This is a genomic window from Shewanella atlantica, assembly GCF_003966265.1.
Taxonomy (GTDB): domain Bacteria; phylum Pseudomonadota; class Gammaproteobacteria; order Enterobacterales; family Shewanellaceae; genus Shewanella; species Shewanella atlantica.
In genome coordinates, this window is the sequence record NZ_RXNV01000001.1 from 1,009,795 (window position 1) to 1,027,078 (window position 17,284).

At 45.4% G+C, this 17,284-nt stretch carries 18 protein-coding genes; 11 read left to right on the forward strand and 7 right to left on the reverse strand.

Annotation, left to right across the window (positions count from 1 at the left end; all coding sequences use genetic code 11):
- Nucleotides 1-54: 54 nt before the first annotated feature.
- From EKG39_RS04395 to glnK, 3 genes are all read right to left on the reverse strand, one after another.
- Complete coding sequence (locus tag EKG39_RS04395) at nt 55-381, reverse strand: hypothetical protein (RefSeq protein WP_425470134.1); 327 nt, start codon at nt 379-381, stop codon at nt 55-57.
- A 147-nt stretch (nt 382-528) separates the two neighbouring features.
- The gene (locus EKG39_RS04400) at nt 529-1,779 is read right to left on the reverse strand and encodes an ammonium transporter (RefSeq protein ID WP_126504507.1); all 1,251 of its coding nucleotides are present in this window, start codon (nt 1,777-1,779) and stop codon (nt 529-531) included.
- A gap of 12 nt (nt 1,780-1,791) precedes the next feature.
- On the reverse strand, nt 1,792-2,130 hold the full coding sequence (glnK, locus tag EKG39_RS04405) for a P-II family nitrogen regulator (RefSeq protein WP_126504508.1): 339 nt from the start codon (nt 2,128-2,130) through the stop codon (nt 1,792-1,794).
- A gap of 276 nt (nt 2,131-2,406) precedes the next feature.
- Between glnK and EKG39_RS04410 the strand changes: the two genes are divergently transcribed.
- Entirely contained in the window at nt 2,407-2,949 is a 543-nt protein-coding gene (locus tag EKG39_RS04410; RefSeq protein WP_126504509.1) for an isochorismatase family protein, read from the forward strand.
- A gap of 116 nt (nt 2,950-3,065) precedes the next feature.
- Here the strand turns inward: EKG39_RS04410 and nrfA are convergent, their stop codons facing one another.
- Nucleotides 3,066-4,466, reverse strand: a complete 1,401-nt coding sequence (nrfA, locus tag EKG39_RS04415; protein WP_126504510.1) for an ammonia-forming nitrite reductase cytochrome c552 subunit — start codon at nt 4,464-4,466, stop codon at nt 3,066-3,068.
- Between the two features lie 246 nt (nt 4,467-4,712).
- Between nrfA and narQ the strand changes: the two genes are divergently transcribed.
- A complete protein-coding gene (narQ, locus tag EKG39_RS04420) occupies nt 4,713-6,416 on the forward strand; it encodes a nitrate/nitrite two-component system sensor histidine kinase NarQ (RefSeq protein ID WP_126504511.1) in 1,704 nt (567 codons plus the stop codon).
- 88 nt (nt 6,417-6,504) lie between these two features.
- Complete coding sequence (locus EKG39_RS04425; protein ID WP_126504512.1) at nt 6,505-7,134, forward strand: response regulator; 630 nt, start codon at nt 6,505-6,507, stop codon at nt 7,132-7,134.
- Nucleotides 7,135-7,195: 61 nt separating this feature from the next.
- Here the strand turns inward: EKG39_RS04425 and EKG39_RS04430 are convergent, their stop codons facing one another.
- Nucleotides 7,196-7,570 carry a YacL family protein gene (locus EKG39_RS04430; protein WP_126504513.1) on the reverse strand — a complete coding sequence of 125 codons (375 nt, stop codon included), beginning with the start codon at nt 7,568-7,570 and terminating at the stop codon, nt 7,196-7,198.
- A 278-nt stretch (nt 7,571-7,848) separates the two neighbouring features.
- On the opposite strand from EKG39_RS04430, the gene EKG39_RS23320 reads away from it, so the two are divergent.
- A complete protein-coding gene (locus EKG39_RS23320) occupies nt 7,849-8,091 on the forward strand; it encodes a hypothetical protein (RefSeq protein WP_185817514.1) in 243 nt (80 codons plus the stop codon).
- Nucleotides 8,092-8,129: 38 nt separating this feature from the next.
- On the opposite strand, the gene fkpA is transcribed toward EKG39_RS23320, so the two are convergent.
- Entirely contained in the window at nt 8,130-8,909 is a 780-nt protein-coding gene (fkpA, locus tag EKG39_RS04440) for an FKBP-type peptidyl-prolyl cis-trans isomerase (RefSeq protein ID WP_126504514.1), read from the reverse strand.
- A gap of 166 nt (nt 8,910-9,075) precedes the next feature.
- Here fkpA and EKG39_RS04445 point away from each other — a divergent pair, with 166 nt between their 5' ends.
- The 7 genes from EKG39_RS04445 (at nt 9,076) to EKG39_RS04475 (ending at nt 16,162) form a co-directional block, all read left to right on the forward strand.
- The gene (locus tag EKG39_RS04445) at nt 9,076-10,035 is read left to right on the forward strand and encodes a WD40 repeat domain-containing protein (protein ID WP_126504515.1); all 960 of its coding nucleotides are present in this window, start codon (nt 9,076-9,078) and stop codon (nt 10,033-10,035) included.
- Between the two features lie 8 nt (nt 10,036-10,043).
- Nucleotides 10,044-10,256 (forward strand): SlyX family protein, encoded by a 213-nt coding sequence (locus EKG39_RS04450; protein ID WP_126504516.1) that lies wholly within the window; start codon nt 10,044-10,046, stop codon nt 10,254-10,256.
- 160 nt (nt 10,257-10,416) lie between these two features.
- On the forward strand, nt 10,417-10,914 hold the full coding sequence (def, locus tag EKG39_RS04455) for a peptide deformylase (RefSeq protein ID WP_126504517.1): 498 nt from the start codon (nt 10,417-10,419) through the stop codon (nt 10,912-10,914).
- The gene (locus tag EKG39_RS04460) at nt 10,911-12,278 is read left to right on the forward strand and encodes a COG3014 family protein (protein ID WP_126504518.1); all 1,368 of its coding nucleotides are present in this window, start codon (nt 10,911-10,913) and stop codon (nt 12,276-12,278) included. Before def ends, EKG39_RS04460 begins: the two co-directional genes overlap by 4 nt.
- 22 nt (nt 12,279-12,300) lie before the next feature.
- The gene (gene lpoB, locus EKG39_RS04465) at nt 12,301-12,894 is read left to right on the forward strand and encodes a penicillin-binding protein activator LpoB (RefSeq protein ID WP_185817515.1); all 594 of its coding nucleotides are present in this window, start codon (nt 12,301-12,303) and stop codon (nt 12,892-12,894) included.
- Nucleotides 12,895-13,083: 189 nt separating this feature from the next.
- A complete protein-coding gene (gene pepN, locus EKG39_RS04470) occupies nt 13,084-15,723 on the forward strand; it encodes an aminopeptidase N (RefSeq protein ID WP_126504520.1) in 2,640 nt (879 codons plus the stop codon).
- 226 nt (nt 15,724-15,949) lie between these two features.
- The gene (locus EKG39_RS04475) at nt 15,950-16,162 is read left to right on the forward strand and encodes a hypothetical protein (protein ID WP_126504521.1); all 213 of its coding nucleotides are present in this window, start codon (nt 15,950-15,952) and stop codon (nt 16,160-16,162) included.
- 140 nt (nt 16,163-16,302) lie between these two features.
- On the opposite strand, the gene EKG39_RS04480 is transcribed toward EKG39_RS04475, so the two are convergent.
- Nucleotides 16,303-16,863 (reverse strand): phosphoribosyltransferase, encoded by a 561-nt coding sequence (locus EKG39_RS04480; RefSeq protein ID WP_126504522.1) that lies wholly within the window; start codon nt 16,861-16,863, stop codon nt 16,303-16,305.
- Nucleotides 16,864-17,284: the final 421 nt, after the last annotated feature.

Here is a 17,284-nt window from a genome sequence, read left to right on the forward strand (position 1 = left end):
GAAAGGTTACAAAACATTAACAGCCTCATATTCTTTTCCGCAGACTAACATAAACTACTTGTGTAAAGAGGGTGATTCGGAGTCAAGGGGGTCTATCTGAATATAGAGCTCTTTGTTCTGATACTGATAAGGTCTGTAGAAATTGCCACCACAGGAATAGTAGGCATAGGGGCGCACCATAGGTATGCAGCCTACAGGTAATGACTGCAAGATATTAATTTGCTGCTGCATCCTCAATGCTTCGCGCCATTCATGCTCACGCAAGACCTGATCTCTTACTGCAAAAGCATTGAAAGCTTCACTCGATTTTCGTACCACAACCTGCCCGGCCTCAGTGGAAACAGAAACGGTACAAGTCATGGCCGCAGCTAAGATAAACATCACTTGCTTCAGTCTTAAAAGATCAATCATACCCTAATGCTCCTGATTCCTAACCTGTACAAAAAGCACCCACTTTGTTCATCATACAAAAAAACAGGGTTTATACCAATCTGTATAAGCCCTGTTTTGGTCACCAATCGTTAGAATCTAGCGTGCGCTCTTCACCGAAACAAATTCAGGGTAAGCGTCGATACCGCAATCTGAGGCATCCATTCCCTTATACTCCTCCTCTTCGCTAACACGGATCCCCATAGTCAGTTTTAACAGATACCAGGCTGCAAATGAGGCCGTAAATACCCAGGCAAAAATAACACCAGCCCCATAAAGTTGCCCCAGAATCGTGGCATCAGCATTAGAGAACGGAACCAAGAGCAAACCGAAGAAACCTGCAACACCGTGAACTGAAATTGCACCCACAGGATCATCAATTTTAACCCTATCTAACGCCACAATAGAGAAGATAACAAGGCCACCAGCTGCAAGCCCTATGATACCGGCAAAGGTTAAAGAAGGTGATAATGGATCTGCCGTGATCGCAACCAGCCCGGCTAAGGCGCCGTTTAGTATCATGGTCAGATCAGCCTTTCCCCAAACCATCTTACATACGATTAACGCAGATACCGCACCGAATGCCGCTGCAGAGTTTGTATTCAGGAATATCTTAGCTACGGCCGTTGCGTTTTCAGCGTCAGAGACCAACAGTTGCGAGCCACCATTGAAACCGAACCAACCCATCCACAGAATAAACATACCTAATGTAGCCATTGGTAAGTTTGACCCCGGAATAGGATTCACCTGGCCACTAGCACTGTATTTACCTTTACGTGCACCGAGTAGGAGTACGCCGGCAATGGCGGCGGCTGCACCAGCCATATGCACAATTCCGCTACCTGCAAAATCGACAAAGCCAGCTTCAGAGAGAAACCCTCCTCCCCATGTCCAATAGCCTTCTACCGGATAGATAAAGCCTGTCATTACAACCGAAAACGCCAGGAATGCCCAGAGCTTCATACGCTCGGCAACCGCACCAGATACAATTGACATCGCTGTAGCGACAAATACGACTTGGAAGAAAAAGTCCGACTCCAGAGCATGGTCGGCATCACTCGCCTGACTCCCGATCAAGGTACTGATGGATGGCAACCAGCCGCCTTCGCCATTATCTACATACATGATGTTATAACCCACTATCAGGTACATCACACAGGCGATGGAGTAGAGACAGACATTCTTAGTTAAGATCTCCGTCGTGTTCTTAGACCTTACAAGGCCGGCTTCAAGCATGGCAAACCCCGCCGCCATCCACATCACTAAAGCACCTGAAATTAAAAAATAAAAAGTATCTAACGCGAATCGTAACTCTGAAACCGTTACTCCTAGCTTGACTAAATCTTCCATCACGTTTCTCCTCTAAAGTGCTTCACTATCAGACTCGCCCGTACGAATACGGATAACCTGTTCGAGATCGGTAACAAAAATTTTGCCATCTCCAATCTTTCCGGTACGTGCAGCATTGGTTATAGACTCAATTAACAACTCGAGGTGTTCAGCTTTAATCGCAATGTCGAGCTTAACTTTTGGCAGGAAGTCCACCTGATACTCTGCGCCTCTATACAGCTCCGTATGTCCTTTCTGGCGACCGAAACCTTTAACCTCAGTTACCGTCATCCCTTCGATTCCTACACCCGCAATGGCTTCACGGACATCATCCAACTTGAATGGTTTAATGATTGCACTGACCAGTTTCATACCGACCTCCCAAATAAATTATTCTTAGTTTCTACGCACTTCTATAGATGACTGATTCAATCATCAGGCCAAGTTAACAAAACGTTAACTTTTAATTGGTTACATAAAATAACGAACCTTCTCGTTGATTTTTATGCACCAAACAAGTGCGTTTACTCAGGAGGCGCACAAAGTTAGCGCAGTACAATTCACACGACCTATTAGACCAAAAGACAATTGGACTGCGCACTGTAGAAGCTATTATGGATTCATCAAAAATATGTATGGACATCCCTTATGCTAAAACCCGAAGAATGTGTATTCGTTATCATCGATATTCAGGGAACCCTGGCAAATGTCATGGAACAAAGCGAGTCGTTACATCAAAAGGTATTCAAGCTTATTCAAGGGTTACGTCTCTTCGACATTCCGACCCTATGGTTAGAGCAACTTCCGGATAAGTTAGGCAAGACGAGTCCTATACTGTATGAACAATTAATCGAAGCCTGTAACCCCATCAGCAAGCAACATTTCAGCGCCTGGAACTGCCAGGAGTTCAGAGAGCAGTTGCAGGACTTAAATCGCAAACAGATCATATTAGTCGGCATTGAAACCCATGTTTGTGTCTATCAAACCTGCAGAGACCTGCTCGATAATGAATTTGGTGTTCACTTAGTGATAGACGCTGTGTCATCCCGAACGGCCGGGAACAAACAAATAGGTGTAGAGATGATGCAAGCGAGAGGTGCCCAGATTACCAATATGGAGTCACTGCTATTTGAGTTGCAACATGAAGCCGTAGGAGAAAGATTTAAACAGCTACTGAGGTTGATAAAATAGAATAATATCAATCTATATAACCACCTCAGGACAAGTCCAATAAAAAAGCCCCCGTCTTACGACGAGGGCTTTTTCTATGCAGGTTTTCTATATCGCTCTTTACAGAGCTAACTTACTTAGTAAGTTGCTTCACGCTTCTTAGCTTCAGCATCCCACTTAGGAAGAGTGTTCTTCTTGAAGTCAGCCTTATCAGAGTTCAGCTTCTTCATGTCCATACCTAGAGCAGCTTGTGCTTTAGCTTTGGTAGAAGTATCTGGGTAAGCAATTGGTTGCTTAACGCCTTTAGCTGCAAGTAGTTGAGCTAGCTTAACGCGAGCGTCGGCCGCTTTATCTACTGAAGTACCTAATACACGTAACGCTTCATCCGGAGCGTGAGCTGCAACACCATGAGAGGCTGTCGCATAATCCCAACGCCACTGTGAATGACGAATATCAGTCAGGATTGGCTTCATTTCAGCTTCTGTTGCACCGGCATCCCAAGCAGCTTTCGCTTCGAAGTGAGCTTTAACAAGTTGGCTTTCAACACGTGCTTTCAGGTCAGCAACTTTAACTTTACGCTCGTGAGTCAGGTTAACCATGAACTCTTTGCTCTGCTCATGACAAGTACCACAAGTCTCTTCGAAACGATCAAATGGGTTACCCACTTTATGATCGGTATACTTACGACCTTTTTCATTCTTAACCTTAGGCATATGACAATCAGTACAACTTACGTTGTTCTTGCCGTGTACACCTAGCTTCCAAGTTTCATAACCAGGATGCTGTGCTTTTAGCATTGGAGTCTTAGATACCTTATGAGTCCAGTCTTTGAACTCCAGGTTATCATAGTAAGTTTCCATCGCTTCTACAGTCACGCCCTGATCCCAAGGGAACTTAACGAAACCTTTCTTATCTTTAGTCTTCTCGAAATAGTACTCTACGTGACACTGAGCACAAACCATTGACTGCTTATCTTTCTTAGACGCTTTAGCAAATGGAGTGTCTAGTGTTTCAAATGCGCGCTCGGCAAATGGACGAGAGACACGTAACTTAGACTTACCTTTTTCATGACAATCGCCACAACCGATAGTGTTTACGATTTCAGCGCCGCCTTTGTACCACTTACCAGTGAAGTAACCATCTTCACCTTGCTCTTCGATAACACGCGGTACATCAGGGCTCTTACAAGACCAACATGCCATTGGCATTGGACCGTCTGTAGCAGCCTTAGGTGCGCCGGTACGTAATGTGTTACGTACGTCAGTCACTGCATACATGTGACCACGTGGAGCATTATAATCTTTGGCGAAGCCATAACCTGCCCACAATACAACAAGGCTAGGAACTTCTTCCAGCATATCAACAACTTCTTTGCTTTCTGCAGTATCATGCCAGCTGTTATATTGCTTAGAGAACTTATCTTTATATTCTTCGTTACGAGGCTCAGTCTTATCGCTTGCCATCACACCGGAAGCCATTAAGCTCGCAGCGACCAATGCACTTAATGCAAAGGATTTTTTAGTTAAATTTCTCACCATCTCATCTCCGTGTTATTTTATAGTAGTCTTATATAACCACATCATCTCCAAGGCCAAAGTTAGTCCCTTAATGACATTAAAAATATACCCCTAAGTGGGTATCCGATGCAAAGTATGCGGTAGATCAAAATGTAAATGTGCTGTTGGTCACACTTTTGCATTTTTGTTAATGAGCTCAAGAGTTAACTAATTTAGAGCTCTCATAAAAAAATAGCGTAAAATACTAATTTAGTGAGTTTTTATATAATGAAAAAAGGCAGTTTAACATCGACTATTTTAGGTTTAATGTTAACTTTAATTCTCTTATCGAGCGGGTTAGCAACATTCTCTATAATCAATTTGTCGTATAGTCTCGGAGATGCGAAAGCCATCAACGCATCTGGCTCTTTGCGTATGCAAAGTTATCGCCTGATGTTCTACGCAAATTCAGGCAGTGATGAGGCGGATGAAAAAATTGAGGAGTTTGAAAACACCCTATACTCAGATGCACTCAAACGTTCACAAGCCTGGTACAGTTCTCAAGCTTCGACGGATCAATACCAGTTAGTGATCAGCAAATGGAAATTGATGAAGCACTACATCCAGGAGGAAAATTCCCGCCTCTATGCAGCGGCGCTGAAGGATTTCGTTGACACCATAGATCTCTTAGTTCTGGAGATGGAGCACCACGCCGCATTCAAAATTAAACTCCTGGCAGCCAGTCAGATATTTGGACTCGGTTTAATGCTGTTTATCGCTTTCCTGGCTGTTCGCTTTACCAAAAAGAAAGTCGTGACCCCTCTCCATAAACTGATGGAGTCGGCAAATACGATATCTAAAGGTAACTTTGATATAAAAATGCCACCAACCGACTATGTTGAACTTAGTGCACTAAGCAATGCCTTAGAGAGCACCGCCAAGGAACTTTCAACCCTGTATAAAGATCTTGAATCACAGGTAAAAGAGAAAACACATGCGCTGACACGTGCCAATGACGAGCTCACACTGCTTTACGATAACCTGGTCATGTTGCACTCGGGCACACTAGATATCGACACCCTCAAACAAGCTTTGAATCAATTAAGGGCCCATGAGCCCCACAGTTTTTTACGCTTAGTCATCTGTCAGGATGACGAAGAGAAACAGGTCATTGAAGCCGATGGCGGTTGGCCACTCGCGGCATCGAATCAACTCAACTTCCCTTTGAAATTCGAAGACAACGAACTTGGCTACCTTGAGGTCATCTCCACAGAGCAGCCGAACCATCCTCTGTTTGAGAACTTTGCCATCATGCTTGCGCGATCCATAGTGATCTACAGCGCGGGAGAGCAGAAGCAACAGCTTGCCTTGATGGAGGAACGCGGGGTTATCGCAAGGGAACTGCATGATTCATTGGGCCAACTGCTTTCATTTCTTAAGATTCAGGTAAACCTGTTATCAAAGGGGTTAGACAGTGCCTGCAGAAGTCCTCAAGTTGAGGAGCAGTTATCTGAAATCAACGAAGGAGTTAATACCGCCTACGTACAGCTCAGAGAGCTTCTGTCTACATTCAGGTTAACGATCAAGGATCCTAATTTAAGTCATGCTATCGAAGCCATGCTAGAACAGTTACGTGGGCAATCTAATGTCATTATTTCACTGGACTACAAGTTGCCTCTTCAGCTATTGGGCGCACATCAACATATTCATGTGCTGCAACTAACGAGGGAAGCAACGCTCAATGCCATCAAACATGCCGATGCAAAACATATCAATATCCGCTGCTTTATGAGCTCGCCTACCGATGTCACAATCAGTATCAGCGATGATGGTGTAGGCATTGAACAGTTAAGGGAGCGAGACCAACATTTTGGAATAGGCATTATGCATGAGCGTGCCAGCCGCTTATCGGGTATAGTAGAGTTCAGCAGTAACCCTGAGGGGGGAACAACGGTCACACTCACCTTCCCACCTCAGCAGGAACCATCTTAGATGAAGAATACAATCAAAGCCTTGCTTTGGATAAATAAGACTAATAACGACTCTGATGTCCACACCTCAGCAGGAGGAAGTATAAAACATGGGTAAGCCATATTCCGTTCTCGTTGTCGATGATCACCCACTGCTTCGCCGTGGGATATGCCAACTAATCACCTCTGACTCAGATTTTACCCTCTTTGGTGAGGCAGGTAGTGGTTTAGATGCGCTTTCTGCCATCGAAGAAAATGAACCCGACATTGTCCTCTTAGATCTAAATATGAAAGGAATGACGGGTCTCGATACGCTAAATGGTTTACGCCAGGAGGGCGTGACATCACGCATCGTTATTTTAACTGTATCCGATGCAAAACAAGATGTTATACGTTTAGTAAGAGCGGGAGCCGATGGCTACCTGTTAAAAGATACTGAGCCGGATCTATTACTGGAAAAACTTAAGAATGCGATGCAGGGTCACAGGGTGATCAGCGAATCGGTCGAAGATTATCTTTATGAGTTAAAAGATGCGGCCGAAGAAGAGGAGTGGTTGAATAACCTGACTCCAAGAGAACTGCAGATTTTACAGCAGGTAGCCGAGGGGAAAAGTAACCGGGTGATCTCAGAGCTACTGCACATAAGTGAAGGCACGGTAAAGGTTCACGTTAAGAACCTGCTGAGAAAAGCCAACGCGAAATCGAGAACTGAGATGGCGGTAAGATACTTAAATCAATAGCATGCTATTGATTTAAGTAAAAAAGGCAGCCAAGGGCTGCCTTTTTTATAATGTCCGATTATTAACGAGTCTCATCTAAAAACTCTCGCCACTTCACCAAGGCATCATAGAAATCTTCTAAACCACAAAATGCTTCCGATTCACCATCGTAGAGTGACATAGATTCCTCGAACTCAACCTCTTCACCATTTTCAAGCTCATTGGCAAATACTCTGGCTTGCTCACCGTCAAGTTCAAGCGACAATGCTTTGCCGACCCATCTCCATTGAGGGAGACGACTAGATTGCAGTTGAGCTATTATCTGACAAATTTCAACGTATTTATCAGTATCTTCACCGAGTTCCTCTGCAAACCAAAAACCCAACGCCTCATGATCCATACTAAAGCTGGCAAGTACGGTTCCCGTTAAAGTATTGCGTCGAAATTCATATTCCATAATCTTAAACCTGAAAACTTATCTAATCTAATTCTAACCCAATGCAGGATAAGATGTGTCATATCTGTCTAAATTACGCTGATTGCTCACCATTACTGAAAAACTCTTGCTCCCTATCAAGTGCCAAAGTTTCACTCGCCGCCGGTATTTGATTGAAGCAGGCATCTCTTTTCCAAAACAGAGAACTATCCAGCGCTCCCGCCCAATGTTCCTGAGTATCATTTTCAGGGGCTTGGGGCTATGACCTGATAGGTATCTTGAGTATATGGGACGTATCTATGGCCTATCCACTGCAGAGTATTAACGTCCTCATCATTTTAGCCGGAGAGAAAAATGGCTCACCAGTCTCAATCGATCCGCGGTCTGTTACTGCCGTTAATGCGCATACTATTGATATCGGTTGCTCAACTGTCCATGAAATGAGAAGTGAAAAAACGAAAGTTGGTGAACAGTTCAAATTTAGCAGAAAAAAAACGGCACCCGCAAATAAGGGTGCCGATCTATTCAAGTTGAGAGTTTAGAGCCGGAATAAGGTAGTGGCTCTATACCTGTCGACTTTTTAGTGAGCGTGACCATCTGTTGCCGCTTCGGCAGTAGGTGCACCCGCTTTTTCGATAGAAAGCAGCTCAACTTCAAATACTAATGTTGAATTTGCAGGGATCGAACCGGTATCACGGTCGCCATAAGCAAGTTCAGCAGGGATAACGAACTTGTACTTAGCACCAACAGGCATTAATTGAACACCTTCAGTCCAACCAGGGATCACGCGGTTAAGTGGGAACTTAGCAGGCTCGCCTCGTGCTACTGAGCTATCAAACTCGGTGCCGTCGGTAAGTGTACCAACATAATGAACTTCAACCGTATCTTCAGCCGAAGGCTTATCACCGGTGCCCGGAGTCATGACTTCATATTGAAGACCTGATTCAGTTGTAACAACTCCCTCTTTAACCTTATTCGCATCTAAGAATGCTTTGCTTTCAGACAAGGCTTTCTCTGCAAGTGCAGTAGCTTGTGCCTGACGCTTTTCATTAAGCTTCTCATCAAGGCCTTGAAGAACTGTCTGCATCTCCTCTTCGGTGAGCTTTAACTCATCGTTAAGGCCATTGGTAAAACCTGTAATGATAAGGCTACGATCGACGGCCAAGCCTAACTCTTCCTGCTCTTTGATATGACCTGACATATACTTACCGATAGAGGCGCCGACGCTGTAGGCTTCTTTCTGTGCTTCTGTTTTCAATTCGACATTGGCAGCAGTTTCAGCTGTTTTTTGTTCTTGGTTACAAGCAGACAGACCAATAACGGCCAACGCAACCAGCGAGATTTTATAAATTGATTTCATTAAAGCTTCCTCAGCATCTTCTTGTAGTTACAATAACCTTACTCTTATAAGGCGAACCACTTTATACTAGTTAAATACGTTATTCCAATTACATTATCTAAGTTTGCGCATCATAGATAAATGTAATTTCACTTGTGCTACAGACAACAGGTTACGGAGCAAGTTCATGAAAAAAATCTTTACGCTTGTTTTTTGTACTCTGCTCATCACCGCCTGTCAGCCAAAAGCCATACAGACTCACCAGTTAATCACCGAGCCCAGCTACGATGCTAGCCTGTCAGAACAAGGTGACCTCGCCCTGGTTAGCACTGCCAACAGTGGCTTACAGTTATGGGATCTGAAAACCAATCAACAGAAGTTTACCTGGATCCACGGAGAAGCAAACAACAGCGCCGTAGACACTTCAATATCGCCAAATCAGGCGTTTGCCGCATCGATGAGTCGAAGCTCGGTCGCACTGTGGAAAATTACCGATGGCAGCTCGCTGGGATGGTGGTCACTTCCCTCCTCGGGTCAGAGTGTAGCCGTCGCGAATAACGGTGCCCTACTCATTGGCCTCAACGATGGCAGCGTCATGTCACTTCGCCCCAATGGCGGCTCACTGATAAAATTCCTTGGTCATACTGAAAAAGTGAACAGCGTGTCACTTTCGGCCGATGGCAGACTCGCCTTAACAAGCTCAAACGATCAGCACGCAATCTTATGGAATGCCATCACAGGCCAACCCATACATGACTGGCAGCTGGACAACCGCATCATCAGCGTTGCGCTGAACCGATCGGGTAGCCTGTCATTTATTGGAGATAGCACCAATATAGCTAAGATTATTGACAATAAGCGTGGAGAATCTATCAGCCAGTTAAAGATCCTTCGCAGAAAAATGAACTTTTCAACGGCTAGATTCTCAAATAATGACACCATGCTTATCACGGGAACGCCGGCGAGAGAGGTCATACTCTGGAATGTCGAAACCGGGCAAAAAATCGCCAACTGGCAAGTTCAGCGAACCAAACGTGCCCAAATTAAGGGAGCCGTTGTATACTCTGTCGCTAACAAGGATCCTAATCAGATCATCAGCATCAGCAGTAATGGCCTGGTCGAGACCTGGCCAGTACCCATCCATTAGAGGTAAAAATGGATCAATTAGAAAGAAGAGTCGAAGATCTTGAAATGAAACTAGCATTTCAAGAGGGGACTATCGAAGAGTTGGACCAACAGGTAATCAAACTCAATGACCTGATTGCAGCACAGCAGCAACAGCTGCGTGTTCTTATCACTAAGCTGCAGTCGGTGGAACCCAGCAATATGGCAAGTCAGTCAGAAGAGGCGCCACCACCGCACTATTAAAGTATGACAAGCCACTTCTCGACTCCTTGATTGAGATATATTGAAGTGGCTTTTGCAGGACTCTTGATCTTATCTGATATTCGAGTCAGGCTGGATTCAGCTATAGCGTGCTTTAATTCGGAAGTGGTTAAATGCAAAATATGGATATTGAAGGATCGAAATGTTAGCCATTGCTCAAGTTGGCGAAGAGGTACTTACCCTTGTGGCACGAGCGGTCACAGACTTTTCGCCGGAATTACGCGGTATCGTCGAAGAGATGTTGCTATCGATGGAACAGGCCGAAGGGGTCGGTATTGCCGCACCTCAGATCCACTTAAGCCTTGCACTATTTATCATGGCATCACGTCCTACACAGAGATATCCCGAAGCCCCCTATATCGCTCCCACGGTTATCATCAACCCCGAGATTCTGGAGTATTCGCCAGAGTCAGAGGCGGGAGAAGAGGGATGCCTGTCGATTCCCGAGCGACGACTTTCCATCACCAGACATAGGTGGGTTCAAGTCAAATACCAAGATCTCGACGGCCAATGGCATAATCAAAGACTATCAGGTTTTATTGCCAGAATTTTTCAGCATGAATACGATCACCTGCAGGGGATCACCCTATTCGAAAGAGCCGCAATGCAAGAGCAAGGCAGAGATGAGGCCTCACAATGAAACAGTGGCTACTCCTCCCTCTGCTTAGTTTTTTAGTCAGTGGCTGTGCACTAAACAGCATTTTTATTAACTATCCCTCGCAAATCGCGCCTGTAAAAGCACAGCTCAATACCAACACCCCTATCAAAGGTGTGCTTGAGGTCGAATCAAATATCTCCGGCGCCGATGGACTCCTATATGCGCAGGAAGCCGGGCGCGTCGCACAGATCAGCGGCGACTTTGAAGCGAGTAAAGAATACTATCAACAAGCCGTTGCCGGTTACCTTAAGTTTGACGACAAAGCCACCTTGAGTGTCAGCGATATGGGAGCCACCACCAGCAGCCTGTTTATCAACGATAATGTGATCCCCTACCGTGGACCGGGTTATGAACGGGTGATGCTGCATCAATATCAGGCGTTAAACTATATTTTCAGTGGCGATCAACAGGGCGCATTAGTCGAGGTGAGACGCAGTAATGGTCTGCAAAGCTCCGAACAGGCCAGATACCAAAAATCGAATGAGTCGGTTCAGGCCATGGCTAACGGCACCATAGACGCCGAAGTCAACAAACTCGGAAAAGCAGCAGGCACTGTCACCAGCTCATTTCTTAACGCCTATAGCTATTACACGACAGGTGTACTGCATGAGATCTTAGGCGAGCCTAATGACGCATTTATCGACTACCGTAAAGCCGCACAGATATCGCCGGATAACCCCTACCTGCAAAAAGATCTGGTGAGACTGGCGAAACAGCTATCTATGCCACAGGCGGATGAATTCGAACGTCGTTGGGGGAAAGCGACAAGGGCAAAGAAAGAGCAAGGTGAGGTCATATTCTTAATTGAACGGGGATTTGTACCTGAAAAACAAAGCTTAACCGTACCATTTACCATTCACGGTAACTGGCAAACCGCCTCACTTGCCACCTATACTTCTAACTCTCGTCCCGTATCTCCGGGTAAGATAAAGGGATTAGGTAAAAGCTTGACCGCGGCGCCTATTGCTAACTTGGATGCCTTGGCCATCACGGCGCTCAAAGAGGAGCTCCCCGCCGCACTCATTCGTCAGGCTGCGCGAGTTTATGCAAAATCAGAGATGGCCAGAAGTGTAGAAAGTAACTCGAAGAAACGTAATAACGAAACAGATATCGGTGTCATTGCGATGCAGATTTTTAATGTCATCACAGAGCAGGCTGACAGGCGTAGCTGGCTCACGCTTCCTAAGCAGGCTCAGATAGCAAGAACTTATCTCAATAGTGGCAGTTATTCGGTTCAGCTGGACAACGGAACACCCGCTCAGATAGAGGTAAAAAGCGGAAGAACGACACTGGTTTGGGCAGTAGATACTGGAAATTACACACGTTTTTATTCAATAATCATCTAATAAACATTTAATGGAATTCACTATGAAACATTTCAAACTAATTTTTATGCTAGCTGTAGCCATTGGTCTGGCAGGTTGCCAATCTAAAGTCGAATACGGTGATGCCACTGAAGTGGAAACCGTTAATGAAAACTTCGGCTCAAGCGACCTTCAGGCTATCGCAGCTAAGATGGTCGACAGTATGTTGACCTTCCCGCCGGTTATGGTTTTGACTGCCAACGATCGTCCAATCATGTTTGTCGATAAGATTAAGAACAAAACTTCTGAGCATATCGACACCGAATCGGTCACCGACTCCATCAGTAATAAACTACTACGCTCGGGTAAGTTCCGCTTTATCGATATGACAAAAGTTGATGCGGTACGTAAGCAGCTGGATTATCAAAATAACGCCGGCATGGTAGACCCATCGACAGCGATCAGCTTCGGCCGTCAAATCGGTGCTCAGTATATGCTCTATGGCAACTTGTCCAGCATAGTTAAGCAAGATGGCAGCACCAAAGATGTCTACTACAAGATGACCATGCGCCTGATGGATCTCGAAACCGGCCTTATCGAATGGTCTGATGAGAAAGAGATCCGTAAAGTAAAGTCTAAGTCTTTCTTAGGTTTATAACCTTTAAAGTTTAATCGGTAGGATTCATCGCCGTGAGACTCACAAGATCTTTTTAAAATGCCGGTCAGCCCCTGACTGGCATTTTTGTTTTTTGCTAACAAGCTGCAACTCCCGGCAACCCTATCGCACATCATGTAAAAATACGTTAGTGTATCGGGCATAAAAATAATAAGCCTAAGGATCTATGCTGTGAATCTGCTGCGTGTCTGTTTACTCTCATTGCTCTCCCTCTCTATTATCTCCTGCAGTAGCACGGAAAATTCACAATCAGAGCACCGCGAAACAAACACCTATATCAGCCAGCAGCAGGCTCAATCCCGCTCAGAAAGAGTCTCCGAGGTGAGTTACCAGCTGGATTTCACCTTAACCGGTCAGAGTGAATTTAGCGGCGTAACAAGCGTCAATTTCACCCTGTCTGATACAGACTCCCCCCTGACCTTAGATCTCAATCAGGCCACAGTGAAAAGCTTTATCATCAACGGTCATAAGATCTATCCAAGGTACAATGGTAATTACTTCACCTTGAACCCCGGCCTGTTAATCTCAGGCAGCAACACCATAGAGGTAGCTTACACCCGAAAGCACAGCACTAATGGCGAAGGGTTGCACCGCTTTGTCGATCCTATCGATGAAAAGGTCTATCTCTACTCTCATTTCGAGCCCGCTGCCGCGCAGCAGATGTTTGCTCTGTTCGATCAACCCGACCTGAAAGCCAGCTATCAGCTCACCGTCACCGCCCCTAAGGAGTGGCTCGTCATCAGCGCCATGAAAGAGCAGAGCATAACGGCGACGGGAGAGAGTAATCGCTGGCATTTTCCGGCCAGTCCAAAACTGAGTCCCTATAATTTTTCGCTGCATGCAGGTCCATACCATGTGTGGCAAGATAACAGTGGTAAGTACCCACTCCGCCTCTTCGCTCGTCAATCGGTCGCAGAGCAGGTCACTGCCGAAGATTGGTTTACCTACACCCAACAGGGACTGACCTTCTTCGACGATTATTTCGCCATCCCCTACCCCTTTAATAAGTACGATCAGCTGCTGGTGCCGGACTTTCTCTACGGCGCCATGGAAAATGCTGCCGCCGTGACCTTCAGTGAAAATTATTTCCTGCATAAGAATAAGATGACCTTAGCTCAAAAGCAGAGCCTGGCAGGTGTCATCATGCACGAGATGGCACACCAATGGTTTGGCAATATGGTCACCATGAAGTGGTGGAATGGTTTATGGCTCAACGAGAGCTTCGCCTCCTTCATGGCGACACTCGCCACCGCCGAGGCCACCGAATTTACCCATGCATGGCGAAGCTTCTACGCCAAGGGAAAGCAGAAAGCCTATGAACTGGATAGCCGGATCACGACGCACCCTATCGAAGTACCGGTACCCACTTCTGGCAACGCCTTCGATAATATCGATGCTATTACCTATCAAAAAGGTGCATCTGTATTGGTGCAGCTTAACCACCTTTTAGGTGCAGAGGTGTTTAAACAGGGTGTACAACACTACCTGAAACAATACAGCTATCAGAATGCGGAGCTACAAGATTTTATTACCAGCTTGGGAAGCGTGGCCAAACGTGACCTCAGGGACTGGAGCGATGAGTGGCTCAACCATAGTGGGGTGAATACAATAAAGGCCGAATATAGCTGTGAAGCAAACCGCATCACCTCCTTCGCCCTGCTGCAGTTTCCCGCAAGTGACAAGTTGCCAAATTTAAGAGAACAGAGGATAAAGCTGGGCCTCTTTACCAAAGGACGCCGAGAGCTTCATCGAAACGTTACAGTCCCCGTAACTTATAAAGGAGCGAGGACCGAAGTTAAGCGACTCATAGGCTCCCGATGCCCGGATCTCGTATACCCCAACTATCAGGACTGGGGCTATGTAAAAGTCATTCTCGATGACAAATCATTCGAAACCGCCAGACAAGATCTCAACATGATGAAAGATCCCATGCTGAGATCTATGCTATGGCAAAGCCTTTGGGACAGCGTGACCAGCGGTGTGCTGCCGCTGGATAAGTATCTGGGCACGGTATTTATCAACCTCCCGCACGAGCAAGATTACATTATCTTAGGGCAGGTGTTAGCCACCCTCTATCAGAGTAAATCTTACCTGGAACAGATGCTTCCAATCCATCAAAGTTACACCAATAAAGCCCTCAAAGGCCTGGCGCAGATGAGCCTCAGAAACACCATGGTCAATAACGAAAGTAGTGACTTTCAGCGCCGTTGGTTCGATGCATATATCCAGTTCTCACGTACCCCGCGAGTCTTAGATCATCTTGAGCAGTTATTGAAAGGTCAAGCATCGATCCGGGGACTAACACTGGATCAAGACACACGATGGAAGATCATCACCCAACTCAACCGTTACGACCATAGCGGCAGTCGAAAGCTGCTTGAGGCTGAACAAAAAGCAGATCAGAGTGACTCAGGAGAGAAGGCGGCTATTGGTGCGCTGGTATCAAGGCCCGAAGCCGGCATTAAACGCCAATGGCTTTACCGTATTGAACATGAGAGTACCTTGCCTTTCTCTAAACTGAGAACCGCCATGTCTCACCTTTACCCATCTGAACAGAAAATGCTGAGCGCCGCCACTTCTGAGCAGAGATTAGCCGGCTTAACAGAGGTAGACGCTGATAAAGACCCTGTTTTTATGCGAAGCTATGCTGCAACCCTTATCCCGACTCAATGTGACCATGCTGGCATAGCCCTGTTACAGAGAGCTATCGATGAGCATACGCAGCTATCTATGGGGACAAGGCGAACGCTGTTAGAAGCGCATCAGGAAGAGCGTCGCTGCGTAACCATCAAAGAAAAGCTATTGCACTAGGACCTGTTTATTTTTCTGGCTTGAGTTTAGCGTATAAGGTGATAAAGTCGCAAAATTCACTATATTGTTACGATAACAAGTATATTTTGACCGACTAAAATGTGTAATCAGCTGATATAAAACACTATTAATTATTGGCACAGAGTTTGTATCGTACTGTGTATTAAGTCATTTAAGTTCGATTATATTTGTATTATAAAGACAGAAAAATAAGGAAATCAGGATTATGGGTCCATTTGAAGTCATGGCCATCGCCATTGTCGCAGTTTTTGGCGTTAAGGCTTATAAAGAGTTTAATCATAGAAAAACCAGCGTCGATACCAGCGAGGTCGATGCATTAAAAGCTGAACTGGTTAAATTGCAGGAAAGAGTGGCGACCCTAGAAACCATAGTCACAGATAAGTCTTACCAGCTAGGTGAGCAGATAGACAGATTATAAACATCTAAGTATAAGATATAATTCTAAAAAAGTTCATTTCGCCCCAAAATAAAAGGCCATCACCTAAGGTGATGGCCTGATAAAAGCGTTAAGCACTCGCTATAAACATCAACTTTAAAAGCACTTTTTACCGATTGCTATTAAACGAACAGGTGCTTAATGTTTTTCAGATCGCCCTTACCTTCCGCCAGCTCTTCCACAGAGAGCCCAGAAACTTCATGAGGGAAGACTAACCACTCTTCAGACTCATGGATGTAATAGTCAGGTTTTAGCGGTACAGAAGTATTTTTCGGCTTGTAATACGGGCAGGCAATACGCACATCTTTAGGCATATTGAAGCGCATCAACTCAGCCAGTTTCTCTTTGAGCGCGTGGACACTACGGCCGGAATCGAAAACATCATCGACAATCAAGAGTCCATCGCCAGCATTCGCATTTTCGACGATATAGTGCAAACCGTGAACCTTGATCTGTTTACTCTGCTGGTTGATGCCGTAGTAAGAGGAGGTGCGAACCGCGATATGATCCGTTTCAATCTCCTTGAAATCGAAGTATTCCTGTACTGCAATGCCTATCGGAGCGCCGCCGCGCCAGATACCGACAATAAACTGCGGACGAAAACCGCTTTCATAAACTTGCGCCGCTAAGCGAAATGAATCTTCAAGCAACTCTTGTGCTGTAATAAAGCATTTTTCCGACATCAGACCGTCCCCATCTTGTTATATTAGGTCAAATTGGCAGGCGATAGCGGACATTCCAAAGACGGAATGTACCGCAAAATAACCAGTTAGAAAATAAACAGGTTAAAGTGTAGGCACCGACCAGATTTTGGAGGCAAATTTTATACTAAAAGTGAGTTTTGTGCTGCAAATAAAATGAAAACTTAGACACGCGGCGATATTTTCCACTTAAACCCAGCCCCTGTATAAGTCCCAGTATAAGCCCTTGTATAAGTCCCAGTATGAGCCCTTGTATAAGTCCCAGTATAAGTCCCGGTATGAGCCCCTATAGATCCCCACACCTTTCCATCCATGGAGATGATGGGATAACTAAAGTGAAAACAGGTCCCTGTACAAACCCCACATCTTTCCATCCATGTAGATGGTGGGATAACTAAAGTGA

Excerpts from the sequence above, each read along its gene's own strand:
- fkpA (WP_126504514.1), bottom strand. The coding sequence starts at position 8,909 with ATGAAATCAATTTATAAAATCTCGCTGGTTGCGTTGGCCGTTATTGGT.
- lpoB (WP_185817515.1), top strand. The coding sequence starts at position 12,301 with ATGAAACATTTCAAACTAATTTTTATGCTAGCTGTAGCCATTGGTCTG.
- EKG39_RS04475 (WP_126504521.1), top strand. The coding sequence starts at position 15,950 with ATGGGTCCATTTGAAGTCATGGCCATCGCCATTGTCGCAGTTTTTGGC.
- nrfA (WP_126504510.1), bottom strand. The coding sequence starts at position 4,466 with ATGGTGAGAAATTTAACTAAAAAATCCTTTGCATTAAGTGCATTGGTC.
- EKG39_RS04425 (WP_126504512.1), top strand. The coding sequence starts at position 6,505 with ATGGGTAAGCCATATTCCGTTCTCGTTGTCGATGATCACCCACTGCTT.
- EKG39_RS04400 (WP_126504507.1), bottom strand. The coding sequence starts at position 1,779 with ATGGAAGATTTAGTCAAGCTAGGAGTAACGGTTTCAGAGTTACGATTC.
- EKG39_RS04395 (WP_425470134.1), bottom strand. The coding sequence starts at position 381 with ATGTTTATCTTAGCTGCGGCCATGACTTGTACCGTTTCTGTTTCCACT.
- EKG39_RS23320 (WP_185817514.1), top strand. The coding sequence starts at position 7,849 with ATGGCCTATCCACTGCAGAGTATTAACGTCCTCATCATTTTAGCCGGA.
- EKG39_RS04460 (WP_126504518.1), top strand. The coding sequence starts at position 10,911 with ATGAAACAGTGGCTACTCCTCCCTCTGCTTAGTTTTTTAGTCAGTGGC.
- narQ (WP_126504511.1), top strand. The coding sequence starts at position 4,713 with ATGAAAAAAGGCAGTTTAACATCGACTATTTTAGGTTTAATGTTAACT.
- EKG39_RS04480 (WP_126504522.1), bottom strand. The coding sequence starts at position 16,863 with ATGTCGGAAAAATGCTTTATTACAGCACAAGAGTTGCTTGAAGATTCA.
- EKG39_RS04430 (WP_126504513.1), bottom strand. The coding sequence starts at position 7,570 with ATGGAATATGAATTTCGACGCAATACTTTAACGGGAACCGTACTTGCC.
- EKG39_RS04410 (WP_126504509.1), top strand. The coding sequence starts at position 2,407 with ATGCTAAAACCCGAAGAATGTGTATTCGTTATCATCGATATTCAGGGA.
- def (WP_126504517.1), top strand. The coding sequence starts at position 10,417 with ATGTTAGCCATTGCTCAAGTTGGCGAAGAGGTACTTACCCTTGTGGCA.
- EKG39_RS04445 (WP_126504515.1), top strand. The coding sequence starts at position 9,076 with ATGAAAAAAATCTTTACGCTTGTTTTTTGTACTCTGCTCATCACCGCC.
- glnK (WP_126504508.1), bottom strand. The coding sequence starts at position 2,130 with ATGAAACTGGTCAGTGCAATCATTAAACCATTCAAGTTGGATGATGTC.
- EKG39_RS04450 (WP_126504516.1), top strand. The coding sequence starts at position 10,044 with ATGGATCAATTAGAAAGAAGAGTCGAAGATCTTGAAATGAAACTAGCA.